Source organism: Bradyrhizobium sp. MOS001 (assembly GCF_004634465.1).
Taxonomy (GTDB): Bacteria; Pseudomonadota; Alphaproteobacteria; order Rhizobiales; family Xanthobacteraceae; genus Bradyrhizobium; species Bradyrhizobium barranii.
The window spans coordinates 1-16,328 of record NZ_SPVJ01000011.1; the positions used below are offsets into that span (position 1 = coordinate 1).

General features: G+C 65.2%; 14 protein-coding genes. 2 read left to right on the forward strand and 12 right to left on the reverse strand.

Annotated elements, in window-relative coordinates:
• The coding region (locus tag CT676_RS16815) for an IS1182 family transposase (protein ID WP_135215049.1) at positions 1–976 on the reverse strand (976 nt) is incomplete at its 3' end.
• Positions 977–1,223: 247 nt separating this feature from the next.
• Positions 1,224–1,925: an alpha/beta hydrolase gene (locus CT676_RS16820; protein ID WP_135214991.1), complete on the reverse strand. Its 702-nt coding sequence runs from the start codon at positions 1,923–1,925 to the stop codon at positions 1,224–1,226.
• 153 nt (positions 1,926–2,078) lie between these two features.
• On the opposite strand from CT676_RS16820, the gene CT676_RS16825 reads away from it, so the two are divergent.
• Positions 2,079–2,981 carry a LysR family transcriptional regulator gene (locus tag CT676_RS16825; protein WP_063984453.1) on the forward strand — a complete coding sequence of 301 codons (903 nt, stop codon included), beginning with the start codon at positions 2,079–2,081 and terminating at the stop codon, positions 2,979–2,981.
• 74 nt (positions 2,982–3,055) lie between these two features.
• Here CT676_RS16825 and CT676_RS16830 read toward each other — a convergent pair whose 3' ends face one another.
• The 7 genes from CT676_RS16830 to CT676_RS16860 all read right to left on the reverse strand — a co-directional run bounded on the left by CT676_RS16830 (position 3,056) and on the right by CT676_RS16860 (position 11,873).
• Entirely contained in the window at positions 3,056–4,696 is a 1,641-nt protein-coding gene (locus tag CT676_RS16830) for an amidase family protein (RefSeq protein WP_135214992.1), read from the reverse strand.
• A gap of 262 nt (positions 4,697–4,958) precedes the next feature.
• On the reverse strand, positions 4,959–6,455 hold the full coding sequence (locus CT676_RS16835) for an ABC transporter substrate-binding protein (RefSeq protein WP_085399435.1): 1,497 nt from the start codon (positions 6,453–6,455) through the stop codon (positions 4,959–4,961).
• Between the two features lie 54 nt (positions 6,456–6,509).
• A complete protein-coding gene (locus tag CT676_RS16840; RefSeq protein ID WP_085399434.1) occupies positions 6,510–7,514 on the reverse strand; it encodes an oligopeptide/dipeptide ABC transporter ATP-binding protein in 1,005 nt (334 codons plus the stop codon).
• Positions 7,511–8,524, reverse strand: coding sequence for an ABC transporter ATP-binding protein (locus tag CT676_RS16845; protein WP_167768070.1), 1,014 nt, complete (start codon positions 8,522–8,524; stop codon positions 7,511–7,513). Before CT676_RS16845 ends, CT676_RS16840 begins: the two co-directional genes overlap by 4 nt.
• A gap of 2 nt (positions 8,525–8,526) precedes the next feature.
• Positions 8,527–9,420: an ABC transporter permease gene (locus tag CT676_RS16850; RefSeq protein ID WP_085399432.1), complete on the reverse strand. Its 894-nt coding sequence runs from the start codon at positions 9,418–9,420 to the stop codon at positions 8,527–8,529.
• On the reverse strand, positions 9,417–10,367 hold the full coding sequence (locus CT676_RS16855) for an ABC transporter permease (protein ID WP_085399431.1): 951 nt from the start codon (positions 10,365–10,367) through the stop codon (positions 9,417–9,419). The genes CT676_RS16850 and CT676_RS16855 overlap by 4 nt, the downstream gene beginning before the upstream one ends.
• An 84-nt stretch (positions 10,368–10,451) precedes the next feature.
• Positions 10,452–11,873, reverse strand: a complete 1,422-nt coding sequence (locus CT676_RS16860) for an amidase family protein (RefSeq protein WP_085399430.1) — start codon at positions 11,871–11,873, stop codon at positions 10,452–10,454.
• A gap of 134 nt (positions 11,874–12,007) precedes the next feature.
• On the opposite strand from CT676_RS16860, the gene CT676_RS16865 reads away from it, so the two are divergent.
• Positions 12,008–12,895: a LysR substrate-binding domain-containing protein gene (locus CT676_RS16865; RefSeq protein ID WP_063984460.1), complete on the forward strand. Its 888-nt coding sequence runs from the start codon at positions 12,008–12,010 to the stop codon at positions 12,893–12,895.
• A gap of 12 nt (positions 12,896–12,907) precedes the next feature.
• Here CT676_RS16865 and CT676_RS16870 read toward each other — a convergent pair whose 3' ends face one another.
• From CT676_RS16870 to CT676_RS16880, 3 genes are read right to left on the reverse strand one after another with little or no spacing between them, the layout of a single operon-like run.
• Entirely contained in the window at positions 12,908–13,843 is a 936-nt protein-coding gene (locus CT676_RS16870; RefSeq protein WP_085399429.1) for a carbohydrate kinase, read from the reverse strand.
• Positions 13,844–13,848: 5 nt separating this feature from the next.
• Complete coding sequence (locus CT676_RS16875) at positions 13,849–15,495, reverse strand: FGGY-family carbohydrate kinase (protein WP_135214994.1); 1,647 nt, start codon at positions 15,493–15,495, stop codon at positions 13,849–13,851.
• A gap of 38 nt (positions 15,496–15,533) precedes the next feature.
• Entirely contained in the window at positions 15,534–16,307 is a 774-nt protein-coding gene (locus tag CT676_RS16880) for an SDR family oxidoreductase (RefSeq protein WP_085399427.1), read from the reverse strand.
• Between the last annotated feature and the right edge of the window lie 21 nt (positions 16,308–16,328).

Here is a 16,328-nt window from a genome sequence, read left to right on the forward strand (position 1 = left end):
ACGTCTGCGGCTTGGGTAGAGTCACGATGATGCCGGCCTCGTGGCACGCGAGGATTTCCAGGCTGCTGAAGTAGCCGCGATCGGCAACGGCCTCGAGGGTCTCGGTCTTGAGAACAGCCTTCGCCTGCTTGGCCACATTGGCCAGCTGAGCCCGATCCGAGCCGCTGTTCGTCACCTCATGCGTCACAATCAGATGGTGCTCGGTATCTACGGCGACCTGCACATTGTAGCCAACGACGCCGGAACCGCGCCCGCTCGTCGCCATCGAACGGCTGTCGGGATCGGTCAGTGAGATCTGCTGGTCAGGCGAAGCACGCATCTGCTTCTCGTAGACGGCAAGCTTGCCCATCTCCTCCTTCAGCTTTGTAAGCTTCTCATTCAGCCTCGTCACCTTCGCAGCCAGTGCCTCCGTCGGCTCTTGCCGGTCGGCCGTGTCAAGTTGGCTCAGATAGCGCGAGACGCTCTCCTCCAGCTGGGCACGCCGTCGTTCCACCTTCGCCCGTGTGAAGTTCCTGTCGCGGTTGTTCACGGCCTTGAACTTGCTGCCATCGATGGCAACGCTCGCCGTCGCGAGGAGGCCCATCTCGCGGCAGAGCTCGACGAAGCGAGCACATACCCTGCGCAGCGCCAGGCCATTGTCTTTGCGGAAGTCTGCGATTGTCTTGTGATCAGGTGTGAGCCGACCCAGCAGCCACATGACTTCGACATTGCGTCCGGCTTCGCGTTCGAGTCGCCGGCTCGACTGCACCCGGTTCAGATAGCCGTAAATGTAAAGCTTGAGGAGAATTGAGGGGTGGTACGATGGCCGACCAGTCGCTGCTGGCTCCACACCCTCAAAGCTCATCTCAGCCAAATCGAGCGCATCGACAAACACGTCGATCACGCGAACAGGGTTGTTCTCGTCAATGAAATCATCGAGGCATTCGGGCAATAGCGTCCACTGCCCACGATCCGCCTGCTCAACGAAGCGCCTCATCAGCTTCCCCCGCAGAATCACGAGAGAATCATAGCAAAGCAGCGGCGTTTTCACACAGCCAGGGTCAAAAGCCGACACCGCGCCAATGCCCCAGCACGCCAGCTTGGGGTCACAAGCCGAAATCTGCATCGAGCAACGCCACGTCTGCGAAGGGCCAAGAGCGGCCGTCGCACGCCAGCCCATGAATAAGAGAGGTCGCCTCGCGAACGACCTCTCCTTCGTGTCCGGCAATGTATCTTATTTGCGATCAGCTTTTTTGAACGGCGGCCGCGGCTTTGCGTATCACGTCGATAACCACATTTGGCTGGGAGAGCATCGGCACGTGGCTGCTCGCCACTTCGGTGACCGTCGCTCCCATGCGCTTCGACACCCAGCGTTGCAGATCCGGATGCACGGTATGGTCTTGCGTGGCCAGAATGTACCAGCTCGGCTTCGACCGCCACGCGATCTTGTCGGCGCTGAGCTTCTGTTGCTGGAACAGATTGTAGACGGGCGCATATTGGGTGGCCCAAACCAGCTTCTGGTCTTCCGCGGAGAGGTCTCCTGCGAAGAACTCGGTGCCGCTCGGAAGCATCCAGGCACGCCCATCGGCGACCTCGACGCGTGAGAAGATATCCGACGGATACTTGTCGAGCCGGTCCTGTACGGTCTCGCCGGCATCCGGAGCGACCGCTGCAACGTAGACGAGACCGACCACGCGTTCATCGGTGCCCGAGCCCGTGATGGTGGCGCCGCCATACGAATGGCCGACGAGAAGGACCGGGCTGCCAACACGATTGAGTGTGCGCCTCACCGTCGCCAGGTCCTCCTCAAAGGAGTCCAGGCCATATTGAACGGCGATCACTTCGTACCCGTCGGCCTGCAATGCTGGAATGACTTTGCTGAAACAGGAGCCATCGGCCCAAATGCCGTGACAGAAAACGATCGTTGGCTTGATTTGCGCAGACATACTGCTTTTCCTTTTTTGCACGAGCTTCAGCGATGAAGGGCATTGGAAGACCAACTCGGTTGTCGGGGCCTCCATTGCGAAAGTCAGACTATTCGTTCATAAATGGCCGATTAGCCGTCTTTCGTTCGGTTCTTTCGCGATCCAAAGTCCTGAATGACAACGATTCTAGAAAGAACGGCCGGTCTGCTGGCCTTCGTGCGGACGGTTGACGCGGGTTCTTTCGCCGGCGCCGCGCGATCGATCGGCGCCAGCCCCTCGGCGGTATCGAAAAGCGTTTCGCGCCTCGAACAACGCCTCGGCGTGCGCTTGCTGCAGCGCTCAACGCGCACACTCAGCCCAACGTCCGAAGGCGCCGCTTACTACGAGCACGTCGCTCCCCATCTGCGCGCGATAGAGGAAGCCGACGACGTCGTGCAGGTTCCGGGAAACGTCCGTGGCGTGCTTCGGGTCACTGTGCCGAGTACATTTGGACGCCCGTTGATTTCCGCATGGGCGGGCTCGTTCCTGGAGCGCTATCCGGACATCAAGCTTGATCTCAGCGTCACGGACCGCCGTGTCGATCTCATCCGCGAGGGTTTCGACCTCGCTGTCAGAATTGGCGAATTGGAAGACACAAACCTGATCGGCCGCTCGTTAGGTGTCCTGCAATATGTTCTGGGCGCATCGCCGGAATACCTTCAGCGACGAGGAATCCCGCAGTCGATCGACGATCTCACTCAGCATGCCTGCCTTCGCCATCTGCTTGGTGGCCGGCCGCAAGCATTTACTTTTGCGGACGGCACACGGGTCATCCCCAATGGCCCCTTCGATAGCGACGATGCCCAGTCGTTGATTGAGGCGGTCATAAAAGGCGTTGGCATCACGCAGTTCATGCGCATCGCTATCGAGGACGAGCTTGCCGCCGGACGATTGAATGTCGTGCTGCCGGGCATACCGATGTTCACCACACCGGTCTACGTCCTGCACGCATTCGGACGACAACTCCCCCTGCGAGCCCGCCTGTTCATCGATTTTCTTGTCGACGCCTTGGGCGTGTCGCGCAATTTGTCACTCTGAACTTTAGGAACTGGCCAGAAACGGGTCCGACGCGCGAGCAGGGATTTCCGCCTGATCCTCTCGGCCAGTGACATCTAAAGCGCGGGCAAGCCGGGCGGCGGCTTGCGCATGTCGGTCGCCTGCTCATAGGCGTAGGCCAGACGCAGCAGCTTGTGCTCGCTCCAGGCACGGCCTGCGAAGGTTACGCCGAGCGGATAGTCAGGCGTGTCCTTGTCGTCTGCTCCCGAAATGAAACCGCCCGGCACCATGACGCTGGGATAGCCCGCCTTCGCTGATATCACGCAGCCGGCGGCGCCGGGAAACAGCACCGCGTCGAGCTTGTACTGGTTCATGTAGGCGTCCATGCCGCGCGTCTTGGCGGAGAGCAGGTCCATGGCCCGCGCCGATTTGTACTCGCGCTCGCTGAGATCGCCTCTGGTCATGTTGGCGGCGAGGAACAGGTCCTGGCCGAACCGCAGCGCCGTCTCAGCGTTCGCCTCGTTGAAGGCCACGATGTCGGCCATGGTCTTCATCTCTGTGTTCGTCGCCCAATCGCTGAGGTAGAGATTGAGATCGTGCTTCAGCTCGTAGAGGAAGACGATCGGCGGCGTCGCCAGATTACCCTTGTTGCGACTCAGGGGATTGCGATTGAGCACGTTCATGCTCGTACCCGGCCCGCCGATCCAGCCAGATGTTGGCATGTTGGCACGCACGATGATGGCGCCCAGATCCTCCAGCACCTTGATCGCGTCGACCATCACCTTGGCCGACCTGGGCGGCAGCTTGCCGTAATAGCGATCGTTGAGCGGGTCGGTCGAGTCGCTCGGCACGCCGATGCGCGCGCCCTTCATCGCGTCGGTCGCGAGGTCGGCGGTGTAGTCGACCGGCCGCCGCTGCCGCTCGGTCGCGGGGTCGAGTGGGTCTTCGGCCGCGAACACGTTCAACAGCATCGCCGCGTCGCGCACCGTGCGCGTCATCGGCCCTGCAGTGTCCTGGCTGTGCGCGATCGGCAGGATGCCGGCGCAACTGACCAGCCCAACGGTCGGCTTCACGGTGACGAGGCCGTTTTGGCTTGCGGGATACAGCAGCGAGCCCGACGTCTCGGTGCCGATCGAGGCCGAGCACAGGCCGGCCGCCACCGCGACCGCCGAACCCGCGCTTGATCCGCCTGGCTGCACGACCGGAATGCCGTGATCGCCCATCAGCGCCGGCGCGTAAGGGTTTTTCACTTGGCCGCCGAGCGACGAATAGCCCGAGGGCATGTCGGCCGCGAGAATGTTGGCGAACTCCGTCAGGTTCGCCTTGCCCAGGATCACCGCACCGGCCTTTCGCAGCAGCTTGACGATTGTCGCGTCTCTCCTGGCGCGCGCGCCCTCCAGTGCCAGCGAGCCCGCCGTCGTCGGCTGCTTGTCGCCGGTCGCGATGTTGTCCTTCACCAGGATCGGGATGCCCGCCAACGGCCGCTTGGCCGATGGTTTTGTGTCGTCGAGCTCGCCAGCGATCCCGAGCGCGTCGGGATTGATCGCGCGCACGGAGTTGAGCGCGGGCCCGTTGCGGTCATAAGCTTCGATGCGCGCGAGGTAAGCTTTGGTCAGCGCCGTGGCAGTGACCTGTCCGCTGGCCAGCGCATGAGCGATATCGCTCATCGGCGCATTGTCGAGCTTCAGAGTGATCGGTGCTTCAGCGCTGACGGCAGCCGCGGCGATGCCGGCATCGCGGCGGGATGGCTTCTTCATGGCGTGCCTCGCCTGACGGCGCGTCCCGAACCATGACGCCGCGATGATCGTATATTGCCGGTGTTTTGCCCGACGGGTCAACCGCATCGCATGGCTCAGCAAGCCATCGAGCGGACCGTGCAAGCCATTGAAATATCTAACCCCGGCTACTGTGCATGGGGTTGTTTTTCAGGTTTTTGTTTTGGGTTGCCCAAAAAGATTGACCTCTCCTCCGATGGGGAGAGGTCAACGTTGCAGCAGGTTCGACTTGATCGAACGGCCCCTACTCCCAGGACCAGGTCGAGAAATCGTTCTCGTATTGCGGGACGTCCTTCCAGACGCCCTTCAGCTTCTTGTTGGTGATGGTGATGAGCTGGGGCTGGTACAGGAAGCCGGCGACCGCGTCGGTGGCCAGCATGCGCTGGGCATCGCCGAGCAGCTTTGCGCGGCCGGCCTCGTCAGGCGTCGACACGATCTGCTTGTAGAGCGCGTTGAAGGCCTCGTTGTTGTAGCCGAGGTAGTAGTCCGGCTCGGTGATCTTGACGAGGTCGAACGGCTCGACATGGCTGACGATGGTGAGGTCGAAATTGTGCGGGCCGTTGCCGGCGAACACCTGCGACAGCCACTGCGCCCATTCGACATTCTCGATCTTGGCGATGATGCCGACCTTGGCGAGCTGGGCCGCGAGGATCTCGCCGCCCTGCCGCGCATAGGACGGCGGCGGCAGCTTCAGCGACAGTTCGAGCGGCGTGGTGACGCCGGCTTCCGCCAGCAGCTTCTTGGCCTTCTCGGGATCGTAGGGGTTGATGCCGGTGGTGTCGACGAAGCCGAGCGCGCCGGGCACGTAGAAGCTGCCGATCGGCGTGCCGAAACCATCAGCCGCGCCGTCGACCATCGCCTTGCGGTCGATCGCGGCGAGGATGGCACGGCGCACGCGGACGTCGTCGAGCGGCTTCTTGCGCTCGTTGATGCCGACGATGGTCTTGGCACGGGAGCCGCCGACCATGACGTTGAAGCGCGGATCGGCCTTGAACTGTCCGATGGCGCGCGCTGCCGCAACGCGCGGGAACGCATCGACGTCGCCAGAGAGCAGCGCCGCGGTCTGCGCGGCCGGGTCGGAGATGAAGCGGATCGTCACCTTCGACAGCTTGATCGCGGCGGCGTTGCGATAGTCGGCCCATTTGGTCAGGGTGATCGAGGAGCCCTTGGCCCAGGCCCCGAGCTGATAGGGCCCGGTCCCGACCGGCTGCGTGCCGTTGGTGGCTGCACTCTTCGGCTCGACGATCGAACCGCTCGCCTGTCCGAGCAGGAACGGCAGGTTCGGCTCGGAATACTTCACCGTGATCACGACGGTGTCGGCGTCGGGCGCGTCGACCTTCTCGAAAGCCTGGAACAGGCTCTTGTCCTTGTTGGTGCTGGTCGCGATCGCGTTGCGCTCGAACGAGAACTTCACCGCCGCGGAATCGAACGGCTCGCCGTTCTGGAATTTGACGCCCTTGCGCAGCTTGAACGTGTAGGTCTTCAGGTCGGGCGAGGCGGTCCAGCTCTCCGCCAGCAAGGGCGAGACGGAGCCGTCCTCGTTGATCTTGGTCAGCGTCTCATAGATGTTGTAGAGCGTTACTTCGGCGATCGCGGCCGCGGCGGCGATGGTGGGATCGAGCCCTGGCGGCTCTAGCGCCATCGCCATGACGACGCTGTCCTTCTTGCCCTGCGCCAGCACCGGCAGCGGTGCTGCGACAAGCGCGGCGGCAAATGCGACGATCGATAATTTCCTGAACATGCGTAACTCCCCGGCCTTCTCTTGTCTCAGCCTACGCCAATTCCATGGGGGACACTAACCTTCCATGACCGCGTGCGGCAATGCCATCACGGCCTCCGCCTTGTGGCAGGCGGCGAGATGGGCTTCGCCGACCTTGCGTAGCAAGGGCGGAACCTCGCGGCAATGCTGGTCGGCGAGCGGACAGCGCGCGACATAGGGGCATCCGGCAGCAGTCACCGATTGCGAGGCGATCGCCTGGGCCCCGCGCCGCCGTCGGCCGCCGCCGGCGCGCGCCCGCGGCACGGCATCCAATAGCGCCCGCGTATAGGGATGGGCACAGCGCTCGAACAGGTCCTCCGGCCTGCCCTGCTCGACGATCCGGCCGAGATACATCACCGCGACCTCGTCGCAGAGATAGTCGACCACGGCGAGGTCGTGGCTGATCAGGATGTAGCTCAGGCCGAACTGCTCCTGGAGGTCCTGCATCAAATTGAGCACCTGCGCCTGCACGGAGACGTCGAGCGCGGAAACCGGCTCGTCGGCGACGATGAGCTTCGGCTGGGTGATCAGCGCGCGCGCGATCGCGATGCGCTGGCGCTGTCCGCCGGAAAATTCGTGCGGATATTTGTCCATGTCGGCATCGCGCAGGCCGACCTGCCGCAGCACCGCAGAGACGCGGGCGCGAAAAGTGGTGCGGTCGGCATCTTCCAGCACGGTGAGCGGCTCGGCGACGATGCGCGCGATGGTCTGGCGCGGATCGAGCGATCCGTAAGGATCCTGGAACACCATCTGGAAATCGCGGCGCGCGCGGCGCAGCTCGTCGGGCGAGATGCGGTTGAGATCGCGCCCGAGCAGCGCGACCTGCCCCGACATCGGCCGCTCCAGCGCCATCACCACCCGCGCGAAGGTCGACTTGCCCGAACCAGACTCGCCGACGACGCCGAGGCTCTTGCTGGCATCGACCCGCACGCTGACGCCGTTGAGCGCGCGCACCTGGCCCGGCGGGCGGAACAGGCTTTCGCGCGGCAGCGTGTAACGCTGCTCAAGATTCTTGACGTCGAGAAGCGGCGCTGCGGTCATGCGGGCAGCGCTCCGACATTCGCGGCCATGGAGACATCGGTGCGCACACAGCGCACGCCGTGACCGGGACCGACTTCGATCATCGGCGGCAGCGCCACGCGGCACTTGTCCTCGACCAGCGGACAGCGGTCGCCGAACGTGCAGCCGGCAGGCAATTCCGCAAGTTCGGGCACCGTCCCCGAGATCGTCGTCAGCCGCGTCCCCTTGCGCGCGCCGAGCTTCGGCCGGGCGCGGAACAGGCCCTGCGTGTAGGGATGGCCCATCCGGCGGAACACCTCGTCGGTCGGCCCGCTCTCGACGACCGTGCCGCCATACATCACCATCATGCGTTGCACGTTCTCGGCGATAACGCCGAGATCGTGCGAGATCAGGATCATCGACATGCCGCGCTCCTCGACGAGATCGGCGATGAGGTCGAGGATCTGGCCCTGGATAGTGACGTCGAGCGCCGTGGTCGGCTCATCCGCGATCAGGAGGTCGGGCTCACAGGCCAGCGCCATGGCGATGGTGACGCGCTGGCGCTGACCGCCGGAGAACTGGTGCGGATAGGCGTCGATCCGCCTTGCGGGGTCGGGCAATCCGACGCGGTCGAGCAAGGCGATCGCTTCACGCCGCGCCTGCGCCGCCGAATATTTCTTGTGACGCCGCAGCGGCTCGGCAACCTGATGGCCGATCGTGTGCATCGGGTTGAGCGCGGTCATCGGCTCCTGGAAGATCATGCTGATACGGTTGCCGCGCAGCTTGCAATAATCCGCATCCGACAGACCGGCGAGCTCGCTGCCGTCAAGCCTGATGCTGCCGGTCACGACAGCACTGTCTGGCAAGAGGCCCATCAGCGACAGCGCCGTCACCGACTTGCCGCAGCCGGATTCGCCGACGAGACCCAGCGTCTCGCCGCGCTTGAGGGTGAAGCTGACGCCGCGCACGGCCTGCGCGGGTCCGCGGCTGGTGTTGAGGCGAACGCCGAGATTGGCGACCTCGATCAGCGGCAGGGTTGAGCGCTCCCCCATCGTCATCGCTCCCGCGCCAGTCGCGGATCGAGCAGATCGCGCAGTCCGTCGCCGAGCAGATTGAGCCCGAGCACCGCGATGGCGATCGCCGCGCCCGGATAGACCGCAAGCATCGGCGACTGGAACAGCAGCGTCTGTGCGTCGTTCAGCATCCGTCCCCAGGACGGCTGCGGCGGCTGCGTGCCGAGACCGAGATAGGACAGCGCGGCTTCGGCAAGGATGGCGAGCGCGAACTGGATCGTGACCTGCACGATCAGGATCGACAGGATGTTGGGCAGCACATGCTCGATGGTGATGCGGAATTTGCCCTTGCCCGACGCGCGCGCGGCCAACACGAATTCGCGCGCCCAGATCGCGTTGGCCGAGCCGCGCGTCAGCCGGGTCAGCGTCGGGATCTGGAAGATGCCGATCGCGATGATCGAGGTCACCATGCCCGGCCCGACGACCGCGGCTAGCATGATTGCGGAGAGCACCGCCGGAAAGGCGAAGGTGAAATCGGAGAAGCGCATGATGATCTCTTCGGTCCAGCCGCGCTTGGCCGACGCGACCAGGCCGAGGCAGACGCCGAAGGTGAGACCGATGCTCACGGCGATGATGCCGACCAGAATGGTCGAGCGCGCGCCTGCGAGCAGCAGCGAGACGATGTCGCGGCCGAAGGAATCGGTGCCGAGCCAGTGCGCCGCCGACGGCGGCCGGAGCTTCGAGGCGATGTCGATCTCATAGGGCGACCACGGCGTCCACACCAGCGACAGCAGCGCCGAGGCGAGCACCAGCAGGCTCAGCGCTCCGCCGAGCACAAAGCTGCGGTGACGCAGCGCGCGGGTCCAGAAGGTGCGGGCCGGCAGCGGACGCGTTGCGACCGGGGCGTCAACCGAAGTGGCCAGGGGCGCGCTCACAAATCGTGGACCTTGATGCGGGGATCGATGAAGGCGTAGAGCACATCGACCACGAAATTCACGATGACGACCATGGCCGCAAGCAGCATCACGCAATTACGCACCACGATCAGGTCGCGGTTGGCGATCGACTGGAAGATCAGGCGGCCGAGGCCCGGCAGGTAGAACACGTTCTCGATCACGATGGTGCCGGCGAGCAGATTGGCGAATTGCAGCCCCATCACCGTCATCACGGGGATCATGGCGTTGCGCAGCACGTGGCTCCACAGCACCTCGCGCTTGCCGAGACCCTTCGCGCGCGCCGTGCGGACGAAATCTTCGCGCAGCACTTCGAGCACGGCCGAGCGCGTGACGCGCGCGAGGATCGCGGCCTGCACCACGGCGAGCGAGATCGCCGGCAGCAGCAGCGACTTGATGCCGAGCCAGATGCCATCCTCCCAGCCGGGAAAGCCGCCCGCCGAGAGCCATTGCAGCCGCACCGAGAACAGCAGGACCAGCAGGATCGCGAACCAGAAATTCGGCAGCGCGATGCCCACTTGCGTCAACGACATTACGCCGACGTCGCCGAGCTTGTTGTGGTTGGCCGCGGTGTAGATGCCGGCCGAGAGCGCCAGCGTCACCGTGATCAGCATCGACATGATCGCGAGCGGAACGGTCAGCACCAGCCGCTCCGCGATCAGGCTCGCGACCGGCGTGCCATAGACATAGCTGTTGCCGAGATCGCCGACGAGGAGGCCCTTGATCCATTGCAGATAGCGAACCGCCAGCGGCTGGTCGAGCCCGAGCTTGACGGTGAGCGCACGCACCGCGTCGGCCGAGGCATCGGCGCCCATCAGCATCTGCGCCGCGTTGCCCGGAAGAGCGTCCAGCACCAGGAAAATGATCACGGATGCGCCGACCAGCGTCGCCAGCAAGGTAAACAGACGTCGAAGAAAGAATACGCTCATGCGCGCTCGGCTTCAGGGCTCATCCGCCGCACGATCAACATGTCCGGGCGCCGGAGGCAAGTCCTTTGCGGCATGTACCTCACCTCAGCCGGGCCGGCGGGACAGAAGATCGTGCGAGGCCTCGAACAGCGCGCTCACCCGCAGCAATTCGGCATCGGCACGGAAGCGCCCGACGAGTTGGAGCCCGATCGGCAGGCCGTCGCCGCCGAAGCCGCTGGGAAGACTGATCGCGGGGTGTCCGGTCATGTTGAACGGCATGGTCCAGGGGAACCAGTGCGGCCGGACGCTGTCGAAGTGCTTGCCGTCGATCTCGATGGTGCCGAACAGGTCCTGGTCGATCGGCAGCGCGGTGCGGGTAAGGGTCGGCATCGCCAAAAGATGCCCGCGCGCAAGCAGGGATTGCACACGGCGGAACAGCGCGGTGCGCGCGAACATCGCCTCCTGATAGGCGATGCCGCTGACATTGGTCGCGAGCGCGACCTGCTTGACGAAGGCTTCGCTGAGGACGGCGCCGTGCTCGGCCACCAGCTTGGCGAAACGCGTGCGCCAGACGGTGTGGTTGATGGCGCGCCAGATCGGCTCGATGTCAAACCCCTCGCCGGAGAACTCCTCGAGCTCGGCACCGAGACCGGCCAGCCGGTCGAGGCTCGCCTTGAAGCTGGCCGCGACATCTGACGACACCGGGCGGCCGGGCGGCGACGCACAGAACAGGATCCTTTGCCCGCGCAGATCGCCGCGCGGCGCGGCGGTGCCGATGAAATCGGGCACGGGCACGCCGATCGACCAGGGATCGCAGGAATCCTCACCGGCCATCGCCTGCATCATCAGCGCGGTGTCGGCGACCGTGCGCGTGGTCGGCGTGACATAGGTCTGGTTGCCGAAGGCGTCGAGCGCCTGGCTGTGCGCGATCACGCCGTTGCTCTGCTTCAGCCCGACCACGCCATTGCAGGCTGCGGGAATTCGCGTCGATCCGCCGCCATCGGTCGCAATCGCAAGGGGCGCGATGCCGCTCGCCACCGCCACCGCAGCGCCGCCGCTGGAGCCGCCGGAGGAGCGCTCAGCGCTCCACGCGTTGCGGGTGCGGCCGAACAGCGGCGAGTCGGTCAGGCATTTGCTGCCGAATTCCGGCGTGGTCGTTTTGCCGATCAGAATCGCGCCTTCCGCGCGCAGCTTTGCGACTGCGACGGCGTCCTCGGTGGGCACATTGTCCTTGTAGGGAACGGCGCCAAAGGTGGTCCTCACACCCTTGGTGTTGACGATGTCCTTGACGGTGACCGGAAGCCCATGCAGCAGGCCGAGCGGCTCGCCGGCCATCGCCTTGCGCTCAGCCGCACGCGCCTGCGCCATCGCCTCGTCGCCGCAGAGCGTGATGAAACAGTTCAGCTCGGGCTGAAGCGCCTCGGCGCGCGCGAGCACGGCGCGGGTGACTTCGACAGGCGAAATCTTCTTCGTGGAAATGAGGCCGCGCAACTCGGTTGCGGACAGCAGGCAGGGATCGCCGTTCATCGTCAAATCATCGCTCCGAAGCCGGCCCTCGTTGGCCCAAGCATTGACAAGGCATTGACAGCGAGAATGACACTTCTGTTAACTCAGCGTCCAATACCATTTTGGTGGTCAACCCATACGTTTTCGGTATGCCAATGGATCTTCACCGGCTTCGCTACTTCGTCGCCGTGGCCGAGGCGCGCAGCGTCGGCAAGGCCGCCGAACGGCTGCGGATGGCGCAGCCGCCGCTGTCGGTCCAGATCCGCAAGTTAGAGGCCGAGGTTGGCGCGCCGCTGTTCCGCCGCGGCACGCGCGGCATGGACCTGACGGAAGCCGGCCAGGCCCTGCTGGTGCGCGCCGGCGAGGCGCTGGCGCTTGCGGCCGACGGGGTCGAAGCCGCGCGGGCGGTCGCGGCCGGCAGCCGCGGGCGGATTTCGGTCGGATACATGTTCGTGCTGGCGAACGCCATGCTGCCGCGCCTGATCCCCGAGCTGCGGCGATCCATTCCCGGCGTCGACCTCGACTTCGCCGAGCTCAGCGCCTCGACGCGCGAGGCGCGGCTGCTCGACCGCAGCGTCACCGTCGCGCTGTGCATGCCGGCGATCCACCATCCCGAGATCCAGGTGGCGCGGATTGGCGCACAACCGTTCATGCTGGCGATGCCGAAGCGCTCGCCGCTTGCGCGCCTGAGCGCGGTGCCGATGGCTCGACTCCAGGGCCGCCCGCTGATCGCGCTGCCGCCGCCGGAGCAAGACCCCGCCTCCTCCGCGGTCGCAGCCTTGCTGCGGCGGCATCAGATCGTGATGCCGATCGCGAGCCGGGTGGAGACGGTGCATTCGGCGATGAGCCTCGTTCTCGCCGGCGAGGGGCTTGCGATCCTGCCGGCCTGCGCGAAGCTTGGCGCGCCGCAGGGCATCGTGTTCAGGCCGCTGCGGGATGCCGCCGACTCCATCGATATCGCCGTGTGCTGGCGGCGGGATTCGCAGAGCCCGCTGATCCGCACCTTCCTCAAATGCGCCGAGAAGGTCGTGGCACGGCTGTGATGCGGACCCGGGCTAGACATTCCAGGTGACTTCATGGCTCCACGGCGGATCGGCGCCCGGGCGGGTACAGGTCAGGCCGGCGCAATTGGCGGCAAAGGACAGCGCGCGGCGAAGCTCGTCCGCGCCGATGTCTTTCAGCTGCTGCCGGCTGATGCGGCCCTGCTTGTGCAGGGCGAACAGGAGCGCAGCCTGAAAACTGTCGCCGGCGCCGATGGTGTCGGCGATCTCGACCTTCGGCGCCTGAACTTCGACCTGCCCTGCGCTCGCGTGCCAGGCAATGGCCCCGTTGTTGCCGCGGGTGATGACGACGAGGCTCGTGCCCTGCCCCAGCAACGCGTTCGCGCGTTGCTGATATTGCTCCTCGCCGAAGAGATACGCGAAATCGACATCCGACATCTTGATGAGATCGGCTTGGCCTGCGAACTCGGCCATGCGCGCGAGATAGGCCGGCTTGTTCTTGACCAGATTGGGGCGGCAGTTCGGATCGAAGGAGATCGTCGACGACGCGCGCGCGTCCGCGATCAGGGCTTTCGTCTCGGCGGCGCCCTGGTCGTTCACCAGCGTGGTCGAGCCGACATGAACGGCCTCGATATTCGCGAACGGAATCGCGCCGCGCCGGTAGGTCCAGTTCCGTGTCGCGGTTTCGGCATCGTAGAAGGCGTAGTGCGACTCGCCCGCGACGATGCGCACGAAGGCGAGCGTCGTCTGGCGGTCGCTGCGGGTGGCAAGCCCCAGCTCGACGTTCGACGCGGTGGCGTGGTCGACGATCATGCGCCCGAACATATCGGTCGAGACGCCGCCGACAAATCCTGTCGGCGCGCCCAGCCGCGCCATGCCGATCGCGACGTTGAGGCAGGAGCCGCCGACCGCAGGCATCACCGCCTCTCGCCCCTCGGTGTTTCGCGTCGGGACGAAATCGATCAGCGCATCGCCGCAGGCAATCAACATCCGTTTCAACCTCCGGCACCCTCGCGCATCGCTTCACGGCTGCTGCGATCGACCTCGCGCAGCAGCTTGTAGACCTCGCGCTTGCGGGCATGAAACGCGGCCATGCCGAGCGCGGTCGGTTCGCTCTTCCGTCCCAGCGCCGACATCTTCGCCATGGTCTCGCCGATCGAGGCATAGGCACCGCCGGCCACCGCGCCGAGCATCGCGGCGCCCAGCAGCACGGGTTCTTTCGTTTGCGGCAGCGCGACGGTGAGCCCGGTGGTATCCGCCATGATCTGCCGCACCAGCGGACTGCGGCTCGCGCCGCCGCCCATGATCATGATGCTGGAATGGACGCCATGCGCGGCAAAGGCCTCGATCACCTCGGCGAGGCCATAAGCCAGACCGCAGAGGCCGGCGACGAACAGCCGCTCCATCGCACCAACGTCGCTGTCGAGATCGAGGCCCGCGATCACCGCGCGGGTGTCGGGGTCGGCGTAGGGAGAGCGGTTGCCGATGAATTCGGGAAGCACATGGACGTCGCGGGCGAGCAGCGCGGCGCGGCTGGCGTCACCGGCGCGCGCGATGATGCGCCGCTCGAGGTACTCGATGAGGTCGACACCCTCGTTGCGCGCCGCCGCGCCCGCCTCGGCATGGCCGGGATGCGACTTGAGGAGATGGTCGATCGCCGCACCCGCAGCCGACTGGCCGCCCTCGTTGAGCCAGAAGTCCGGCACCATGCCGGAATAATAAGGGCCCCATACGCCGGGCACGAAGCACGGCTCCTTCGTCGTCGCCATGATGCAGGCCGACGTCCCCATGATGTAGGCGAGACGGTCGCTGACATCGCTCGTTCCGCCCGATCCGTCGCGTCCGCCGATCGCGCCGATGCCGCCGGCATGGGCATCGATCAGCGAGGCGCCGACCGGCGTGCCCGGCGACAGGCCGAGCTCCGCAGCCGCAGCTCGGGTGAGGCCTTCGCCGAGCCGCGTGCCGGGCGCGACGATCTCGGTGCCGATGCGGGCGTATTTCTCGCTGACGAAATCGGAGAGGCCGATGCGCTTGAAGAACGGCGCGCTCCAGCCGCCGCCGTCGTGTGCGAGGTAGTTCCACTTGCAGGTGACCGTGCAGGTCGAGCGCTGCAGCGACCCGGTCGCGCGCCAGGTCAGATAATCTGCCAGATCGAAGAAATGACCGGCGGCATCGAAGCTCGCGCGCATGTGCCGCTTCAGCCACAGCAACTTCGGCATCTCCATCTCGGGCGAGATCGAACCGCCGACATAGCGCAGCACCGCGTCCCCGGTCTCGTTGATCAGCCGTGCCTCGGCCGTAGCGCGATGATCCATCCAGACGATGACATTGCGCTGGCGGTCGCCGGAGGCACTGACGGTGACCGGCTCGCCTTGCCGATCGAGGACGACCAGCGAACAGGTGGCGTCGAAACCGATGCCGCCGACGCTGTCGGGCGCGATGGCAGCTTCCGCCATCGCCGCTCGCACCGACTTGGCGCAGGCCTCCCAGATGTCGGACGACGATTGCTCGACGATGTCGCCGGCCTCGTGCCAGATCCGGATCGGATGCTTGGCGGTGGCAAGGAGGGTGCCCGCCTCGTCAAACACCCCTGCCCGCGTGCTCGTGGTCCCCACGTCGACGCCGATATACGCTCGCGGCATTGTCGCTCCCGGTCGCTCTCGTCAGTTTTGACGCAAGCCTACCAGCAAGTGTAGCCGCCATCCACCAGCACGATGCTGCCGGTCATCAGGCTCGCGGCCTCCGAGGCCAGGAACAGCACGACGGAGGCGATCTCCTCGACCTGCCCCATCCGCGCCATCGGGGTTCCGCCGATCCAGGCGTCATACATTTTCGGGGTGCTTTTCACGAAAGCATTGAGCGGCGTGTCGATATAGGTCGGCGCCACCGCGTTGACGCGGACGCCGCGCGCGCCCCATTCGGCGGCCAGCGACTTGGTCAAATGGTGCACGCCGGCCTTGGAGGCGTTGTAGAAGCACTGCTCCTGCGGCTTGTTGACGATGAAGCCCGACATCGAGCCGACATTGACGATGGCGCCGCTCTTGGCCTTCAGCATGTGCTTGCCGAATTCGCGGCAGCACCAGAAGGTGCCGTTGAGATTGACGTCGATGACGTTGAGCCAGTGCTCGTCGGTGACGGTCTCGGCCGGCGTCTCGCTGCGGGCGATGCCGGCATTGTTGACGAGGATGTCGACCTTGCCGTGGCGGGCGACGAGGTCGGCCGCGACCTCCGCCACGCGCTTCGTGTCGGTGACATCCATGATCGCCGTCTCGACGTCAAAACCCTTCGCCTTCAGGGTTGCCTTCGCGCTGTCAGCAACCTTGCTGTCGCGATCGCCGATGATGACCTTCGCGCCGGCCTCGGCCAGCGCTTCCGCGCAGGCAAGGCCAATGCCTTGCCCGCCGCCGGTGATGAACGCGGTCTTGCCGCTCAGCTTGAATTTTTCGAGGTACATGGTGGTCTTTCCGTTTCTTGC

Coding starts and splice junctions, on each gene's coding strand:
- CT676_RS16820 (WP_135214991.1), bottom strand. CDS start 1,925: ATGTCTGCGCAAATCAAGCCAACGATCGTTTTCTGTCACGGCATTTGG.
- CT676_RS16825 (WP_063984453.1), top strand. CDS start 2,079: ATGACAACGATTCTAGAAAGAACGGCCGGTCTGCTGGCCTTCGTGCGG.
- CT676_RS16830 (WP_135214992.1), bottom strand. CDS start 4,696: ATGAAGAAGCCATCCCGCCGCGATGCCGGCATCGCCGCGGCTGCCGTC.
- CT676_RS16835 (WP_085399435.1), bottom strand. CDS start 6,455: ATGTTCAGGAAATTATCGATCGTCGCATTTGCCGCCGCGCTTGTCGCA.
- CT676_RS16840 (WP_085399434.1), bottom strand. CDS start 7,514: ATGACCGCAGCGCCGCTTCTCGACGTCAAGAATCTTGAGCAGCGTTAC.
- CT676_RS16845 (WP_167768070.1), bottom strand. CDS start 8,524: ATGGGGGAGCGCTCAACCCTGCCGCTGATCGAGGTCGCCAATCTCGGC.
- CT676_RS16855 (WP_085399431.1), bottom strand. CDS start 10,367: ATGAGCGTATTCTTTCTTCGACGTCTGTTTACCTTGCTGGCGACGCTG.
- CT676_RS16860 (WP_085399430.1), bottom strand. CDS start 11,873: ATGAACGGCGATCCCTGCCTGCTGTCCGCAACCGAGTTGCGCGGCCTC.
- CT676_RS16865 (WP_063984460.1), top strand. CDS start 12,008: ATGGATCTTCACCGGCTTCGCTACTTCGTCGCCGTGGCCGAGGCGCGC.
- CT676_RS16870 (WP_085399429.1), bottom strand. CDS start 13,843: ATGTTGATTGCCTGCGGCGATGCGCTGATCGATTTCGTCCCGACGCGA.
- CT676_RS16875 (WP_135214994.1), bottom strand. CDS start 15,495: ATGCCGCGAGCGTATATCGGCGTCGACGTGGGGACCACGAGCACGCGG.
- CT676_RS16880 (WP_085399427.1), bottom strand. CDS start 16,307: ATGTACCTCGAAAAATTCAAGCTGAGCGGCAAGACCGCGTTCATCACC.